Annotated in this window: 13 protein-coding genes and 3 pseudogenes; 12 read left to right on the top strand and 4 right to left on the bottom strand. The window is 68.1% G+C overall.

Going from position 1 to position 16,708, the window contains the following annotated elements:
- The coding region (locus tag ACFOW4_RS01505; RefSeq protein WP_377523743.1) for a transposase at window positions 1-452 on the top strand (452 nt) is incomplete at its 5' end.
- A gap of 861 nt (window positions 453-1,313) precedes the next feature.
- On the opposite strand, the gene ACFOW4_RS01500 is transcribed toward ACFOW4_RS01505, so the two are convergent.
- Together ACFOW4_RS01500 and ACFOW4_RS01495 are read right to left on the bottom strand one after the other, a co-directional pair.
- Window positions 1,314-1,568, bottom strand: a complete 255-nt coding sequence (locus ACFOW4_RS01500) for a hypothetical protein (RefSeq protein WP_377523741.1) — start codon at window positions 1,566-1,568, stop codon at window positions 1,314-1,316.
- A 243-nt stretch (window positions 1,569-1,811) separates the two neighbouring features.
- The gene (locus ACFOW4_RS01495) at window positions 1,812-3,731 is read right to left on the bottom strand and encodes a hypothetical protein (RefSeq protein WP_377523739.1); all 1,920 of its coding nucleotides are present in this window, start codon (window positions 3,729-3,731) and stop codon (window positions 1,812-1,814) included.
- Window positions 3,732-3,907: 176 nt separating this feature from the next.
- On the opposite strand from ACFOW4_RS01495, the gene ACFOW4_RS01490 reads away from it, so the two are divergent.
- The 3 genes and pseudogenes from ACFOW4_RS01490 to ACFOW4_RS01480 form a co-directional block, all read left to right on the top strand.
- Entirely contained in the window at window positions 3,908-6,637 is a 2,730-nt protein-coding gene (locus ACFOW4_RS01490; protein WP_377523737.1) for a transcriptional regulator, read from the top strand.
- 121 nt (window positions 6,638-6,758) lie between these two features.
- A pseudogene (locus ACFOW4_RS01485) lies at window positions 6,759-6,902 on the top strand (DUF520 family protein); the annotation flags it as partial.
- 133 nt (window positions 6,903-7,035) lie between these two features.
- Window positions 7,036-7,533: pseudogene (locus ACFOW4_RS01480) on the top strand (DUF5131 family protein); the annotation flags it as partial.
- Here ACFOW4_RS01480 and ACFOW4_RS01475 read toward each other — a convergent pair.
- A complete protein-coding gene (locus tag ACFOW4_RS01475) occupies window positions 7,511-7,936 on the bottom strand; it encodes a MerR family transcriptional regulator (RefSeq protein WP_377523736.1) in 426 nt (141 codons plus the stop codon). The pseudogene ACFOW4_RS01480 and the gene ACFOW4_RS01475 overlap by 23 nt on opposite strands.
- Before the next feature lie 164 nt (window positions 7,937-8,100).
- Between ACFOW4_RS01475 and ACFOW4_RS01470 the strand changes: the two genes are divergently transcribed.
- Both ACFOW4_RS01470 and npdG read left to right on the top strand, forming a co-directional pair.
- The gene (locus ACFOW4_RS01470; protein ID WP_377523734.1) at window positions 8,101-9,057 is read left to right on the top strand and encodes a TIGR03619 family F420-dependent LLM class oxidoreductase; all 957 of its coding nucleotides are present in this window, start codon (window positions 8,101-8,103) and stop codon (window positions 9,055-9,057) included.
- Window positions 9,054-9,791, top strand: coding sequence for an NADPH-dependent F420 reductase (npdG, locus tag ACFOW4_RS01465; RefSeq protein ID WP_377523733.1), 738 nt, complete (start codon window positions 9,054-9,056; stop codon window positions 9,789-9,791). The genes ACFOW4_RS01470 and npdG overlap by 4 nt, the downstream gene beginning before the upstream one ends.
- Before the next feature lie 200 nt (window positions 9,792-9,991).
- On the opposite strand, the pseudogene ACFOW4_RS01460 reads toward npdG, so the two are convergent.
- A pseudogene (locus ACFOW4_RS01460) lies at window positions 9,992-10,330 on the bottom strand (DDE-type integrase/transposase/recombinase); the annotation flags it as partial.
- A gap of 387 nt (window positions 10,331-10,717) precedes the next feature.
- On the opposite strand from ACFOW4_RS01460, the gene ACFOW4_RS01455 reads away from it, so the two are divergent.
- The 6 genes from ACFOW4_RS01455 (at window position 10,718) to ACFOW4_RS01430 (ending at window position 16,470) form a co-directional block, all read left to right on the top strand.
- Window positions 10,718-11,539, top strand: a complete 822-nt coding sequence (locus tag ACFOW4_RS01455) for an SAM-dependent methyltransferase (protein ID WP_377523730.1) — start codon at window positions 10,718-10,720, stop codon at window positions 11,537-11,539.
- Between the two features lie 112 nt (window positions 11,540-11,651).
- Window positions 11,652-12,248, top strand: a complete 597-nt coding sequence (locus tag ACFOW4_RS01450) for a DUF6973 domain-containing protein (protein ID WP_377523728.1) — start codon at window positions 11,652-11,654, stop codon at window positions 12,246-12,248.
- A gap of 210 nt (window positions 12,249-12,458) precedes the next feature.
- Window positions 12,459-12,995: a hypothetical protein gene (locus ACFOW4_RS01445; RefSeq protein ID WP_377523726.1), complete on the top strand. Its 537-nt coding sequence runs from the start codon at window positions 12,459-12,461 to the stop codon at window positions 12,993-12,995.
- 179 nt (window positions 12,996-13,174) lie between these two features.
- Window positions 13,175-14,125 carry a hypothetical protein gene (locus tag ACFOW4_RS01440; RefSeq protein WP_377523725.1) on the top strand — a complete coding sequence of 317 codons (951 nt, stop codon included), beginning with the start codon at window positions 13,175-13,177 and terminating at the stop codon, window positions 14,123-14,125.
- 287 nt (window positions 14,126-14,412) lie between these two features.
- A complete protein-coding gene (locus ACFOW4_RS01435; RefSeq protein WP_377523723.1) occupies window positions 14,413-15,642 on the top strand; it encodes an IS110 family transposase in 1,230 nt (409 codons plus the stop codon).
- A gap of 66 nt (window positions 15,643-15,708) precedes the next feature.
- Window positions 15,709-16,470: a tyrosine-type recombinase/integrase gene (locus ACFOW4_RS01430; protein WP_377523722.1), complete on the top strand. Its 762-nt coding sequence runs from the start codon at window positions 15,709-15,711 to the stop codon at window positions 16,468-16,470.
- Window positions 16,471-16,708 lie beyond the last annotated feature (238 nt).

The following is a 16,708-nucleotide window of genomic DNA, read 5'->3' as shown; positions in this document are numbered from 1 at the left end:
CTTCGCCGAGCAGCTACGCTCACTACAACAGCCCGGTGTTGCAACGACCGATTGAACTCGCCAACTACACGTCCTTCCGCTTCGCGCAACGCCTGGCCGACAACGGGATCCTGCCCTCGATGGGGTCGGTCGGCGACTCGTTCGACAACGCCCTGATGGAGAACTTCTGGTCGACGTTGAAGATCGAACTGGTCTACCGCAACTCGTGGCGGACCCGGGACGAGGCCGAGAACGCGATCTTCACCTACATCGACGGCTGGTACAACACCCGCCGCATCCAGAAAGACCTCGGCTGGCGATCCCAGACGAGTACGAAACCGCCTGGCAAACCCACCAGGCCCCACAAAACGAAACCACTATCGTTCAGCCTGAGCCCACCGGCGCCAGGTAAACGACCCTCCGGCGAACCGGGGGAACCTCATCATGACGCCAGCTCCGCGGGAGTTGCATGATGCTGGCCGGCGTCTTAGCTACGCGTACCACGACCTGTATGACCACTTCGACGGTGACGGCTGGGCGGGGGCGTGGGAGGGGTACAGGGCCGCTATCCGACGGTTCGAGGCAGCTGTGCGAGCTGTCGCAGGTAGCGGCTCTAGCTCATGGCCGGGCACCGGAGGCAGGAGCATCCTTCGCTACCTAGGATTTCGAGGAGGGCAGCCCGCGGAGGTTGAGACGGAAGATCTCCCATCGGTTGAACGGCCACGCGGATGGCGGCGGGGTAGCCGGAGCGCACCCGATGGTTCGGGCTCAAGGGCGGAGCCAGGCTAGGTGTGAGTTTTGCCCGAGGGCCAAGGGGGCGACGAGGACCAGGCCCAGGCCGTCATCAGGTCGTCGGAGGTCGACCACTCTGAAGGTAGCGAACACGTTGCCTGCCGTCGACAAGTCGCGACCGCAGGCGGGGTCGAAGCCGAACTGATAGGCCCGGGATGACAACCGATGACAGCAGACGATGCACCGCAACCGCGTTCGGGACGAAGAGGCCTTGAAAAGTGCCGGGGTCCAGTGGGGTCTACTCAGGGCACCGGTCGCGTGCCACGCGTGCGGTCTCCCCACGCCGCCTCTTACTCCCACCGGTTCGGCTCACGCCTCGGGTGCCCCGGCCGCACCTGTTGAAGGGAGCAAGCACCTGACTCTACCCACGCCTGGTGACCCGAGCCAGAGGACCGAAGGCTTGCCCGATCCGTGCCCGGTGCAGCGGTCAACCTCGGTCCGAGGAGGTGCACCGAAGGTCTCCGGATTAACGCCCTGCGGCGGTGGTCCTGGTCATTCATGCCACTCACGGTGCAGATCAAGACGATTCCCAAGCTGACAGTTCAGTTGCATCTGGACCAGTTCGCCCGCTGTAGCTGGTTCGGGCGGACCCGGAACTGAGTGGCCCCGTCCTCGGCTTCCACGTGGTCGGAAGCAGTGCTAACGACAAGGTGGTCCTCCTGCTGACCGACGACTTGGCACCTCACGAACGCCGGCCGGGGCAGAGCAGCGCCAGGAAGGATGTCGTCATCCACGAAGAAGATCGGCACCTTGTCGACGAAGAACCAGGTTCGTCCATCGGCGTCGACCAGCCGCACACGGACCCACCCCGGCCAGTCTTCGGCGACCCATGCAATCGCCTTGAGCCGCCCCCGAAAGGTCCCCATTTACCGGGGTCGGCAACTAGGTTTTCACCCATTGCATCGTCGGGCACCGCAGGTGCGGGATGCCCTCCGCCGGTCGGCACCGAGTCACCCAAGGACGAGACGCTGCGCGGGGATCGAGGCGATTGGCGTCGTCGCCCCGGCGGCGTAGGTGCGGTGGTAGCGGCCCGAGAAGCTTCAGCCGCCCGGACGGTCGGTGAGACGGCGCAGCGCTGATCCTGGCTCAGGGAAGGCGAGCCGCAGGGTGTGTGCGGTGCGTCGGATGCCCCACCAGGTGAGGGCGACGAGGTAGCCGACGATGAGGGCGCTGTTGGTGTCGACGGTGAATACAAGGGCGTAACCGATGGCGAGGCCAGGTGCGGTGATGGCGCGGATCGTACGGCTCGCGCTCATCGTTAGGGCGGTGGCTACGCCGACGAGGGCCGCGCCAATGCTGCCGGCTATGCCGGCGACGTCGTTGGTGTAGATCGGTGTCGTGAGGGTGAGTGCGGCGCGCATGAGGTAGATACCCGCGGTGGCGGTGGTCGCGTGGGTGATGGCGGGGCGGGTCATGGCGAGCCACGTGGGCAGTGCGTCAGCGGGGATGCGGGGTGCGGTGACCGCGATGAGGGCGGCGCAGGCGGCCAGTGGTATCGCGGCGCCGAGGGTCCATTTCAGGTAGGGGGTGTAGTCGAATCTGACGGCGGTGCCGGTGGCGAGGCCGTAGAGGGCGGCGGTGATGGCGCCGCCGCCGGCGGCGGTGAGGTATCCGCGTCGGATGAGGGTGCCTGTTGTGGGTTCGGGTGTTGATCCGGTGGGTGTCCCGGCGAGCCAGGTGGTGGGGGCGAGGTGCGCAACGGCGAATGCGGTGAGTATGACGAGTGCGCCGGCGGCGCCGAGTTGCGGTAGCGAGGTGCGGACGCCGACGACCCAGGTGCTGTAGGTGGAGATGTGAGCGGTGAGCACGGCTTGCAGGAGCAGGGCCAGGGAACAGGCGCCGAGGAGCAGGGCGCCGGTGAGGTCGCCGACGCGGAGGCGGACGCGGGGTAGCCGTGCGGCGGCTGCCGGGCCTGGTTGGTGGGTGGTGGTGAGCGAGAGGGCCCCGTCAGTGAGGGCGTGGGGATGGTCGATGAGTGTAGGGGTGATGCCGGCGGCTGCGGTGAGAGCTTCGGTCAGCGCTGGTACGCCGATGGCTGGTCTGAGGACGACGCCCGCGAGGTGCGCTTTGTCGACGTCGGCCGCGTCGAGGAGCCCGTCGACTGCGCCAGGTACCTGGTCGAGGAGGGGCTGCGCGGCGGCGGTGACGTCGTCACGGGTGATAACGGCGGGTTGGCGGGGCGCGGGCAGCAGTATCGGCGCTTTGTCTTGGGTCGCGAGCAGATGCCTGGCGGTCCGGACGGATTCAAGGAGGGCGCGTCCGCCGTCTGCTGCGTCGGTGCTGGGCGCAATGAGCACCGTGCGGAGCGGGTCGTTTTCGGCGGTTGCCGTCTGGGCGATGCGTTGGGCGATGAGGTGGTCGACGCCATGGTCAGGATTGATTTCCTGCGTCGCCAGTTCGCGGTAGCCGTCGGCGACGGTCTGCAAGACGCTGAGGATCGCCGGTTCGCGGTCTGCCTGGCATACGAGCACGCAGGAGCCTGTCGGCAGGGTGACGCCGAGCGTCGTGGCGTAGGCGGCGAGGGCGGCCGGTGCGGTGACCAGGGCGGGAGGTGGAAATCCCTTGCGGGTTGCTGCCTCGTTGAGGTGTCCGCAGCGGCGTGGTCCCCAGGTCGGCGGAATGGTCACGGTGAGCGCGGTGATCGGCCCGTTGACTTGGACGGCAGCGTGATGGGTGACGTGCTGCAGCACGGCGGCGAGAAGATCCACCGGGTCGGGGTGCGCTGCGTTGGCGGTGTTGGTGGGCCGGCCGAGGAGGTCGGTCGGGTTGTCGACGAACTGATGGTCGGCCGGTAGAGACATCGCGGTCGTGGTGTCGAGACCGAGGTAGGTCTCGCCTGCGGGGCCGATGGCGACGCCAGGCGGCATTGTGAGGCGGCCGTCGATGAGGATGGGTATTTTCAGGCTGTGGCGGCTGACAGTGGCCGCGATGGACGACGAGCTGAGGTCGATCGACAACACGGTGCCCCCGCTTGGCATGAGGGGCAGTCTCGCCCGTGGGGGCGAGCGGGTGTCAACCGTGATCCGCGCAACGTGACTCTTTGTGCGCGGATGGTGAGAATCCTTTCGATGGAATGGCCGCAGACACTCACGTTCGTGTATGTGGAGAGGATCGAGGATCAACCGCAGGGGGATAGGTGCCGCAGACGCGCCGGGGCCGAGACGACAAACTCGCCGAGTACGGTGCACGAGCCACCGTCCGCTTTCCACGCGACTCGCTGCCGCGTGGCGAGCGGCCGTCCCTAGTCGCGGCTGTTCGCGGCGCCATCGGTGCCGGCCTCTTCTTGGTCACCGTTCCGGCGCTGCTCTGGGCTGCCGGTGGGAATCCGCTGCGCCGGCTGCCGGCCTGGTCGCAGATCCCAGATTGGTTCGAGCGCTCCAGCGGACGGTTCACCCCGGACTTCCTCATCGGCGCGGCCCTCTGGGCGATGTGGCTGCTGTGGAGCGTGTTCGCCTTGCTTCTGCTGGCCGAGATTCTCGCGGCGGTGACCCGGTGGCGCATCCCCATACTCAGGTTGCCGGCCCCGCTGCACCGACTCGTGTTCGGTTTGGCCGGCACCGCCGCGCTCGCTGTCACCCCCGCCGGCTCCCTCGACGTGGCGGTGCATTCGGATCGGCCGGCTACGCCCGTCGCCGCTACCGAGCCCGCCGAGGTTCCCCGGCAAGCCGCAGCCCGTGGACCCGCCATGATCCACGTCGCCGACCAGCGCTACCTGTACACAGTCGAGCGGCACGACACCTTGTCCAAGGTGGCGAAGGAGTGGCTCGGTGACGCGGGCCGGTGGCCAGAGGTCTGCCGGCTGAATGAGCACCGCCATTTCCCTGTCGGCGGTGTTCTGCGTGACTGCGACCTCATCTACCCGGGGTGGGAGCTTCGCCTACCTGCCGACGCCCGACCACCCCGAGCCGCCAAACCGGCAACGCCCCCCACGCCCCGGTCGGGCCGGCCTGCGACATCGCCCTCATCGCCGAGTGGCGCATCGGACTCGCCCGGTCCCGCCGTGCCGTCGCCCTCGCCCGAGCGACCGGCCGTCACCACGCGGTCGGCAGCCCCAAGCGCGTCGGGTTCGTCGCCGGCGCCGTCGTCAGGGGTGTCCAGTCCTGCCGCGCTGCCGCCCGTCAAGCACAGTCCTACGGCGGCGACGGACGACCGTGGTGTGCACCTGTCGGACTCTGGTTGGCTGCCCTGGTCACTCGCGGCCGCGATCAGCGCCGCCGCCGCAATGGTCTGGCTCCAACGTCGCCGTCGATTCAACGGCGAGCCTGACGATGATCCGCCGACCGAACTGCCTCCGCCGGTGGTTCAGGTCCGCCGCGCCGTGGCCGCCCGCAACCCCGAGCCATCGGATGCGAGCAGCGACGACGGGCCGCCGCTGGCTCTCGTATCCGACCTCATGTCACTGCCGGGCGGCGGATGCGGAGTCGTCGGCGACGGTGCGTACGCTGCCGCCCGCGCGGTCCTCGTCGCCGTGCTGGCCTCCGGCGGCCCGCACCACCCCGACGCCCGCGGCGAGGTCGTCATCGACGCCGCTAGCTTGACCACGCTGCTCGGCCCGGACGTGGTGACCCTTAACCCATGGCCGCGCTTGCACGTGACGGACAGCGTCAACGACGCGCTCACTGTCATCGAGTCCCGGCTGCTGCACCGCAGCCGTATCCTCGACGAGCACGCCCTGACGGGCTTGGACGATCTGCGGGGGACGGTGCCCGATGAGGAAGCGCTACCGCCGCTCGTGCTCATCACCGAGACCCCGCCTGCCGGTGCCAGCATGCGCGCCAAGGTCGCCCTCGCCTTGGGCGAGGGTCTGCACGTGTCCGCGCTGCTGCTCGGCGAATGGGCCCACGGCGCCACCGTCGAGGTCGGCCCGGACGGACACACCAGGCTCATCTACGGGCAGTGCGCCGAACCGGTGCCGCCGCGACTGCCCGTGCTCGAACCGGCCGCCGCTATCCAGATCCTGACCACGCTCCGCGAGGCGCAGACCGGCGAACCGCCCGCCAACACCCCACCAGCCGCACCGCTCTCGATCGTGCCCCTGCACGCCAGCCGCACCGAGATCACGTTCACCGCCGCGGACCCGCCTATCCCGACCGCTGTCAAGCCCACCGCCGACGCCGTGTCGGGACGGGCGCGGCTGCGCGTGCTCGGCGCACCGCGCATCGAAGGCATCACCGCGGAAGGTCGGCCGCTGCGAGCCAAAGCCCTGGAACTGGCGGTATACCTCGCCGTCCACCCCGACGGAGCCGGCACCCGCGACATCGGCGAATACCTCGAACCCGACGCCCGCATCAGCCAAGCCGACCAACGCGTACACACCAACGCCTCGAACCTGCGGCACGTCCTCGGCCGCGCCGGCACCGCCGAGACGAAGAACGCCTACGTCATCAAATCCGCCGGACGATACCTACTCGACCCCGCCACCGTGGACGTCGACGTGTGGACACTGCGCGATCTGCTGCGCCGCGCCACCATCGCCACCGAGCCGCGCCGCCGCGAACTGCTCACCGCCGCCTGCGACCTCTACACCGCGCCCCTCGCCGATGGCCAGGACTGCGAGTGGCTGCAGCCCCACCGCGAGACGGTCCGCCGGTGGGGCACCGAAGCCCACCTCCTGCTGGCCGACGACCTGCTCGACACCAACTCGCAGGCAGCATCCGACCTACTCGACAAGGCCATCGCACTCGACCGCTACAACGAAGCCCTCTACACCAAGGCGATGCACGCCCGACACGCTCTCGGCGACGCCGACGGCATCCGAACCCTGCTACGCGCCCTGACCAAAGCCCTCGCCGACCTCGACGCCGAACCGCACGAAGACACCATCGCACTCGCCACACAGCTACGTAACAGCCTGAACGAGAATTGACCATCCCCGCCAGGCTGCCCCGCGCACCTCTGCTACGCCTGACCGGCGCTCGTGCCGATCCTCCGCTGCACGACTGCCGCGCGAGGTGCGCCGACAGCCAGCCATGGCGAGCCGCATACTCATGCGCGTCACGGGCAAGAAGCGGGACGACCTGCAGGCGGTCATCTCGCTGCTCAAGGGCGAGGACTTCGGCGTCGCCCTCCAGTTCACCAACTACAGGTCAGCCGTCGCCCTCGTTGCCGGCCAGGAGGCTTGTCACGCCTAGCGACCTGGGCAGAGGTGGTCGCCACTGGTCGTCGTTCGTCACTGCTGTCTGACGTCGGACGGCCTGGCGACGGCCTGACCGAGCCTGATCCTCCGGCCCGTCCGTCGATAGAACCGGCCACACGGGTAGTGCAGGCACCAACCGCGGCTGCGATCACTGCTACGCCCTCACCCTCGCTAAGCGGCTGAAGGCGATGGGGCTCACCCAAGTACCAAACAGATGGCGACGCGTGTACCTCTGGCCCGGGCTTCGGCTTGCCACCCACCCAGCGGAGCCGACGCTTCCCCTGCGCTGGCGCGAATCCCGGGTTGTGTTCGTCAACTCAACGAGCGACCTGTTCCACGCGAAGGTTCCCGTTGAGTTCGTCGAGCAGGCCTTTGAGGTCATGGCGGCTACCCCCCAGCACAGCCGTAGGCCCACCCGTAGGGCTTGGCCTAAACGCCGATGCCGAGAACGCCATCGTGGTGATGCCGGAAGCGGGGGCGGCGTCCTTCTCGATCCTCGGGGCTACTTCGCCGGCCCGACCGTACGCGGCTCCGGCCGCACCCGGCACCACCAGCGGCCCCTGGCCGCCGTCCATCCGCACGCTGCCGCCACCAGGGCGGACATCATGCACTACAAGAATCCATGACTGCCGTTGCACTACCAGCCTCGCAGGCACCACTGTGCTGACAACGAACTCTGAGAACCGTGTCGAGGTAGTCGGCGATTGCGTCTCGGTTGCGGGTCAGGCACTCGATGCGTTCGGACAGCTGGGCTTGTTCGCGTTGCAGTGTGGCGATCATTTCGGGTGTCACGTTGGGGACGTAGATGGTCTGCGGCCTGTCCAGGCACGGCAGGAGCTGCTGGATGATTCGGGTCGGCAGCCCGGCATCGAGCAGCCCCTTGATCTGCAGCACGATGTCCACGTCTGACTCTTGGTACTCGCGGTACCCGTTGAGGGCGCGGCTGGGTGTGATCAGTCCCTGCTCCTCGTAGTAGCGCAGCAGCCGACGGGACGTGCCCGTACGCTCCGCAAGCTCGCCGATTTTCATGTGCTCAAGCCTACACTTGACCATCACATCAATGTGAAGGTTCAGACTTGACGGGTGGCCCGAGAACAACCGAAATACGCACTATTCCCGAGAAGTAGGGGTATGCCGGCGTGGTTCGGGTCCTGCGACGCCCACAACGATCACAACTACCTCAGAGGTCTCAAATGAAACTCGGACTTCGTCTGCCCCAGCGATTGGGAGTCGACCTACGACACGACGTGGTCGAAGCGGCCAGAACGGCCGAAGCGGCCGGATATGCCAGTCTGTGGGCGTTCGAGCGGCTGCTCTTCCCGGAGAATCCCGCCGAGCCATATGCCCCGCCGAACGTGCCGTGGCCGGAGCCCCAGCGGCAGACCGCCGACCCCCTGGCAGTCCTCACGGCAGCGGCGGTGGCCACCGAAAAGGTGCGCCTCGGTACCTCCGTTCTGATCGCTGCACTCCACACTCCCATCCAGCTGGCGAAGGCGCTTGCCACGATCGATCAGATCAGCGGCGGCCGCATGGTCGCGGGCCTAGGCGCCGGCTGGTCCACCGACGAGTTCCGGGCCGCTGGCGCCACCCGAGCGGATCGCGGCCGCTTCCTCGACGAGACGCTGGACGTCTTCGATGCCGCGTGGGGGCCGGACCCGGTGAGCGTCCGGACTCCTCGCGTCGTCATCGACAAGGCCTCGGTCCTGCCCAAGCCCGTTTCGAAGATCCCCGTGATGCTGGGCGGCGGTGGCAGCAACCTCGGCCGCGCTACCGGGTCCAAGCCCGTGGACCGCATCGCCAAACGCGCAGACGGCTGGCTGCCGTTCCTCAGCAGAACCGGGCCAGCCGGGGCCGCAGAGCTACGCGCAAGCTGGGACCGTATCCGGGAAATGGCTTCCGGGTACGGCCGGGACACCAGCCGGATGGAGATGATCCTGGTGGGAAACGTCACCTTCACCGACCGTCCGGCAGGACCTGACCGATCCCCGTTCGTCGGCACTCTCGACCAGATCATGGACGATGTCCAAACGGCCGCAGAGGCTGGCGCAGACGAGCTCATCGTGGATCTGAATCTGCAGGACTGGTTCACCAGCACTCGTCAGATGCTTGAGACGGCGGTGGAGATCCGCGAGCGGGCCACAGTCTCATGACCGACGTTGCCAACGCCGGAGACGGCGAGAATGCATCTGCCCCGGCTACGGCGAAGGCCGCCCCCAAGGACCCCTGGGCCCTGCCGGACGTGTCCCATCTCGTGGTGGGGGTGCTGGGCGGAACGGGTGACCAGGGGCGCGGCCTCGCCTACCGGTTGGCCAGGGCGGGCCAGCGGATGATCCTAGGGTCCCGCGCCGCCGACCGCGCCCGCACAGCAGCCGCCGAACTCGGCCACGATGTGGAGGGCGCGGACAACGCCGAGTGCGCCCGGCGCAGCGACATCGTGATCGTCGCCGTGCCGTGGGACGGCCACGCCGAGATCCTGCAGTCGCTGCGCGCGGACCTCGCCGGCAAGCTCGTGGTGGACTGCGTCAACCCGCTCGGCTTCGACAAGCAGGGCGCCTACGCGCTGGCCGTGCCCGAGGGCAGCGCCGCGCAGCAGACCGCCGTGCTGCTGCCGGAGTCACGAGTCACCGCGGCCTTCCACCACTTGTCCGCCACCCTGCTGCAGAACCCGGACATCGAGGAGATCGACACGGACGTGATGGTTCTCGGCGATTCCCGGGCGGACACCGACATCGTGCAGGCACTGGCCGGCCGTATCCCCGGCGTGCGCGGGGTCTACGCCGGACGGTTGCGCAACGCCCACCAGGTCGAGTCTCTCGTCGCCAACCTGATCTCGGCCAACCGCCGGTACAAGGCGCACGCGGGTTTGCGAATCACCGACGTCTGACCGGCCTGTGGACGGGCGGCTCCCGCCGTGCCCCTGGCCCAGGGCACGGCGGGCAGCGTCACGACCCCGAACGGCCGCCGATCACGAACGGCGGGCGCCAGCTGGAGCTGCACCGAGGAGGTGGAGGCCGTTACTGGCAGGACCAGCTGGCGCTCACCGACCTTGGACGCCATCCGGTCATCTGCCGCAGCGCTTTCACGCTTCCGTGACCGAAACTGACTACCCCTAACCGAGTGAACGATAGTGCTGGCAGGGTCTCGCAGCCGGACTGCGGTCCGCAACGCTGCGACCGCCAGGGAGGCTCTCATCCGGTGGTCGATGGAGCATCCGACGCTCCGCCCGGAGTGCATGTCCTTGATCGCACACAGGTTGAGCTTGCCCTCGGCGGTGGGGGTGTTCGGTGATGTCGGTCAGCCACAGCCGGTTCGCCGCGTCGGCGGTGAACACCTCGCGCACATGGTCGTCGTCGTGAACGGGCGGTCCGGCCCGGCGGGTCAGCCCAGCTTCTTGGCGAACACCGACCAGATGCGCTGGTGTCGATGTCGATTTCGGCGGCGATCGCGGGTACGACGGGGGTGTAGGGAGCCCTCGATTCTGAGGTGATAGCGACCGTGCTGGCGCCGTCACCGATCTGCGGCTGCGGCTGTCCCGGCTGCCACCCGTCGGGCGCGCTGGGGGCGCCGGACCGGCTTCAGACAGCCTCCAGCACCGCCAGCGGCGTTCCATGTCGGCCTGCAAGCCGCCGCACTGCTTCAGCCCGTGCCGCGTGCCGCGCCTCAGACATTCGTGCCACGAGCCGGAATCTGTGATGCCCGACTCCCCGAACTCCGCGCCAGCGTGGCCGCCCGACCCGGCTGAGCGCCGGCCCTCGCGCTGGCGGCCAAGTGTGTACCTTGTGGATGGATCGCGGCGATGGGGGGGACCGGATGACGTTCCGGAGCGGGGAACTGTCAGCGTCGGACAGGATCGACACCAGCGTTCCGCACCCGGCCCGCAGGTACAACTACCTGCTGGGCGGCAAGGACAACTTCGCCGCCGACCGCGAGTCGGGCGATGCCCTCGCGGCCGCGATGCCCACCATCCGGCTCGCCGCCGTCGAGAACCGGATGTTCCTGCAGCGCGCGGTGCGTTTCCTCGCGCAGCAGGGCGTCCGGCAATTCCTGGACATCGGGACCGGCATCCCGACCGCCGACAACACACACGAGGTCGCCCAGGCGATCGACCCGTCGGCCCGGGTCGTCTACGTCGACAACGACCCGATCGTGCTCGCCCACGCCCGCGCCCTGTTGACCAGCACGCCCGAGGGCCGCACCGCGTACCTCGACGCCGACCTGCGTGAGCCGGAGAAGATCCTCGCTCATCCGGACCTGCCCGCGACGTTGGACCTGTCCCAGCCCGTCGCGCTGATGCTGGTGGCCATCCTGCACTTCATCCGCGACGACGAGGACCCCAAGGGCATCCTCACCCGGCTCGTCGCCGCGCTCCCGTCCGGCAGCTACGTAGTCGCCTCGCACGTGACCTGGGAGTACCTGCCGCCCGACGTGACAGCGAAGCTCGAATCCAACAACCACGACGGACGGTTCCGGGCGCGGACCGCCGAACAGTTCGCCGACCTCCTCGACGGGATGGAACTCGTCGCCCCCGGCATCGTGTCCGTAGCGCGGTGGCGCACGGAGGGCGCGCCGCAGCCGCGTCCATCCGTGCAGGATGTGTCCTTCAACGGCGCCGTCGCCCGTATCGTGCGATAACCGACTGCGGCAGGCGGCTGGTTGTCCCGTCCTCGATACCCGCACGGCTCCCCGCAACCGCCGGGAGCCTTCACCCAGACCTGGAGGGTGTCTGTGCCGGTAGGTCAGGGGAGTGGCTCCCGCACTGAGACTGACGGGAACGGCCACCCTCGTACCGCTGCTCACCGACGCGTCAGGCTCGATCGCGCCTCTCGCCGTCGCCGAGAGCACGACGCACGCTGGTCCATCCCCTGGGCACTGGGCACCAGGAGAAAACCCGAAGGATGGCGCCAGCGGCTCGGCCGCTGGTCTCAACCAGTTGGCCTGGTGTGAGGAGGTTGGACCTTACGACTGCTACCTCGCCGACCAGCTGGCGGATCAGGCGGAACAGCGAGCCATCGACCTTTCGAAGCAGAACGACTGGGACGCGAGTGTGCAGAACGCGTTCAGGCACGCCTATTGGCTGGGACTCTTGACCGCGAACGGTTTCTCGGTCGAGGAAGCGCTTGCTTTGGGTGATGCTCACGAGCGGGATGGTGACACGGCGGGCCAGCTGTACGGCTCCGAGGATTCAAATGCCGATCAGCACAACAGCCAGGTAGGCGCCTACATCATGCTCGAACGGTTCGACGTCAGCTTCGCGGACCAGTGTCTGCTGTTGGGCGGCGCACCGGATCACTGCGTGGAGCACTTGGGCGCGAAGGTTTCCCCATCACTGGCCGTTCGGTGACGCCTGGGCGCTCGCCGCGATCGGCAGCGCCGCCGCCCTGAGCGCGATCGCAGAGGATGTGCGTAACGGCGGAGACCGCGAAGAGTACGAGCTCTGCGGGATTTGGGTGCCGCCCACAGGACCAGCACTAAACCGTTCTCGCCCCATCGCCGTGCCGTTTTCCTGCGGCCCATCAACCAGCCGGCAGAACTCGCGGCCGTAGATCACCCGGTGGGACTGCCGGTCGAACAGGTAGTGCAGCGCCCCTCGGCCACCCTGATCTCCTGGCACTACCTGTCGTTGCGTCACACGGACGTGCCGGGCCTGCCACCTTGGCCGGCCGATCGTGTCCACCTCGTCGGGATACGGGCCACCTGCTCGTGGACCCTCCACACAGGCATCGACGACTACGGCCGCTACCACAGTGAGGCCATCACGTACGACGAGCCGCCCGCCGCCGAGGAAGAGGAGACCTACCGCTCGCTGGAGGTACCCGGCTTTGGGTTGGGCTCGGTGGAACCGCGGCCCTACGCCGCCGACCTCGTATATTGCAGCGGCCACGTCCAGCTCACCCCTGGTGTCGTCGGCACTGCCGGCGGCCCGCCGACCGGCCTCTACGCGAATCCGTCCTGCCCCTCCTGCGGACGGCTGATGTTCCACGTCGTCCCGGTCGAGAACCGGATCCGTGAGTACGGCGACGGCTGTCGCAGCCTCTTCATCTGCGAGGACTGCCAGACCGTTTCCTGCAACGCCATGGGATGGAACTAACCACCGCCGTCACCGCGCCGATTCCTGCTCGTGACGGCTGTCCCGTTCTCAAGGTCACGTGCACGGTTCTGCCGCGATCCGCGCGTGGCGGAGCGTTACTGCGGCCGCTACCGCCCGGCATCCTGATCTGCCGATGAGCGGATGTCCCGTAGCCCGTCGGAGTGTCATGATCGGCGGCGATGAGCAGCGGTGAGGATTCCAAGTTCGTTCTCAGTGAGGCACGTGGGCACCATCTGGCGCAGGTGAATGGCGTTCTCCGTCGCCCCGGCATGTACGGCAGGGACGAGATGGCCGAACGGCTTCTGCTGGAGGCGATGGCCGCCGTGGATGGAAGCCTGGCACGCTGGCGGACGGAGTGTGAGGGACTACGCGAACGCGAGGCGTTCGCCCCGACGGGTGTCATGGGTGCCTACAGCTACATCCTGCCGGCTGATGCCTTGCGTGATGCCACGGCCTCCGTCTACGCGGAGATCGCCCATCGGCTCGGCTGGCTTGAGCTGGACCGGGCGTTGTCGGAGGCGGAGTCTCACCACTTGAGCACCGACGTCGGCGGGTGGGTGACGCAGGACCGGACGCTGTCCGAGGTCGTCGAGACGTTCGGGCCCCCGTCGCTGTGGATCGGCGGAACCAACCCCTTCTATCCCAAGACGCTTGCCTACACCGCAGCCGATCCCGACCACAACCTGATCTGCTTCCACCTGTGGAATGCCTTCGCGGGCACCGCAACCGGGACGGAGCTACGCGGCGTGCACCCCGAACCGGTGGTTCTCGCCGTACGTCATCGGCCAGGCGCCTTTCCCGACTCGTTCTCGTTCACACCGGAGGGCTTGCACCGCAGGTCCAATGGTGATCAGCGGAGCCCGCTCAGGTCGACCGTCTGGATCTTCCACGGTGACCGCGCCCGATACGCCTCCGGCATGTTCGACACCGTGGACGCCGGCCTCGCCTGGGCGGCCGAGCACCAAGTGACCGGAATCCTGGCCGAGTACGCCAACGGGGGCGCCTACGACGTCGCGGTCAGCGAAGGCCGCTTCACGCCATCGAAAGCGCACCACGGCACCGCGGACCACGTCGCCGCCTATGGTCCGGGGTTACGTCACATCCACCTGACCGACGGCCGTCGGGACTGACCGACGTCCGCTCACTGCGCAGACTCTTCCTGTCGGCGGTCTCGTCGGGCACCGTGTCTGGTGCCGGCGATCTCGGGTCGTCGGCGCACCTGGTCTCCACCGGGCCACCGCCTCGTCCGCTCGACCGTGAGAGGTCCGGCATGAGTTCCGCGGGGCCCGGTGGTCCCAGGACACGTATGACTGGCGACAGGGCTGAGCGCCGTCGAGCGCCGATCAGTGAGCGACCGGCTTCCGTGTCCTGAGACCACCAGGTGCCCACCTGCTGCTGCAACAGCAAGGAGGACACCATGAGTGTCGGACACGCCCCATCGATGCGTCGACCAACCGCGGGCATCGACTGGGCCAGCACCGAACACGCCGTCGCGATCGTTGGGCCCGACGGTGTCGAGGTTCAGCGGATGCTCGTCGAACACACCGCTGCGGGGCTGCGGAAGCTGCTGCGCTGCCTGCAGCAAACCGCTGTGCTCGAGGTCGGTATCGAACGCCCCGACGGACCCATCGTCGAGGCCCTCCTCGAGGCAGGGCTCACGGTATTCGTGATCGCCCCGAACCAGATCAAGCACCTGCGCCGGCGCTACGGCGCAGCCGGTAACAAGGACGACCGTTTCGATGCCTACGTCTTGGCGGACACCGTCCGCACCGATCACCATCGCCTGCGTCCCCTCACCCCGGATTCTCCCGCGACAGTCACGTTGCGGATGACCGTCCGCGCCCGCAAGGACCTCATCGCGGCTCGTGTCGCGATGGCCAACCAGCTCCGCGCCCACCTCGAACATGTTCTGCCCGGCGTGATCGGGCTGTTCCGCGACATCGACTCCGCCATCACCCTGAGCTTCCTCACCCGGTTCGGGACTCAGGACAAGGTCGACTGGCTGTCGCCACGCAGACTGCAGAACTGGCTGCGCAGCGTCTCCTACCCCAACCCGGCACGAGCCGGACTGCTGCACGCCCACCTGGTTGCGGCTCCCCGCGGGAGCACCGGTCCTGAAGCCACCGCCCGGGCGCACGTCACCGCCGCATTGGTGGCTGGGCTTACTGCCCTGCGGGAGCAGATCAGCACGCTGGAGGAGCAGATCGAGCTCCAACTGCTGCAGCATCCCGACGCGGCGGTGTTCACCTCCCTGCCCCGGGCGGGGATCGTGCGAGCGGCCCGGCTTCTGGCGGAGATCGGTGACGCCCGCGGACGCTTCCCGACGCCGGAGGCACTGACCTGCCTGGCCGGGGCAGCGCCCTCGACCAGGCAGTCCGGGAAAGTGAAAGTCGTTGGCTTCCGCTGGGCCGTTGACAAACAACTCCGCGCAGCGGTCATCGACTTCGCCGGGGACTCCCACCACGCCAACCCCTGGGCCGCCGACCTCTACCGGCGAGCCCGGGCTCGAGGCCACGACCACCCCCACGCGACTCGAATCCTCGCCCGCGCCTGGCTGCACGTTATCTGGCGCTGCTGGCAAGACGGCGCCGCCTACGACCCCACCCGTCACCGAGCTCTGCAGGCCGTCCTCGCCTCCCCCGCTTGACACAGGGCTACTCTTGCCGCTTCGGTTGGGCTGGTGTCCGTCGCCAATGGTGACGCACGGTGATGTATGGCTACCTCTCCTGCTTCGGCTTCCCGTGTCATACCTTCCGACCAACTCGTGGTGTGCGCCGCTGTATCGGCCTTCTTGGGCCGCTACAGCGGCCAGACTCGCGTCCATACCGAGTCCGACCTGCGAGTCTTCCTACGCTGGTGCACCGACCAAGTCCTTGATCCGCTCGCCGCAGCGCGGGTGGACATCGAGCGGTACGTGCGTTGGCTGCAGGACGTACGCCGGTACCAGCCCTCGACAGTCTCGCGACGCCTGTCGGTCGTGGTCGGCTTCTATCGGGTCTGCGTCATCGACGCCATCCTGGAGCACTCGCCGGCAGACTACGTCCGTCGGCCCACGGTCCCGGCCGAGTCGCCGACCCTCGGACTGGGGCACCTGCAGTTCGAAGCCCTGATCACCACCGCCCGAAAGTCCTCGAACCCGAACGACTTCGCCCTCGTCGCGCTCTTGGGTCTCCTGGGCTTGCGGATCTTCGAAGCCTGCGGGTCGAACATCGCCGACCTGGGCGAGGAACACGGCCACCGGGTCCTACGGGTCCAGGGCAAGGGCGGCAAGGGCGTCCTCGTCCCGCTGCCACCCGCGGTCGCCCGAGCCATCGATCGGGCCGTCGATGAGCGCACCAGCGGGCCGATCCTACGCAACACCCAGGGTCGGCGAATGGACCGGCACGCCGCCACCCGCCGACTCAAACACCTCGCCGCTGCGGCAGGGATCCGGATGCCGAGGATGCACCCCACATGCTGCGGCACACGTTCGTGACAACGATGCTCGACGCCGGCGTAAGCCTGCGCGACGTGCATCGCCGCCCGTCACGCCGACCCGCGAACCACCATGCGCTACGACCGAGCCCGGAGGAATCTCGACCGGCACCCCAACTACATCCTCGCTGCCTACATGGCCTCCGGTACATGATCAGCCGCTCACGGCTCTGCCGCTGAGCGCGCGCGCCGTATCGTGCTGGCCATGATCGAGACCGCTGCGCCGAGAACGCGCAACC

Source organism: Micromonospora sp. GCM10011542, from assembly GCF_042650685.1.
Classification (GTDB): domain Bacteria; phylum Actinomycetota; class Actinomycetes; order Mycobacteriales; family Micromonosporaceae; genus Micromonospora.
The sequence above is the reverse complement of the archived record's forward strand: the minus strand, read 5'-3'. Positions and strand labels throughout refer to the sequence as shown.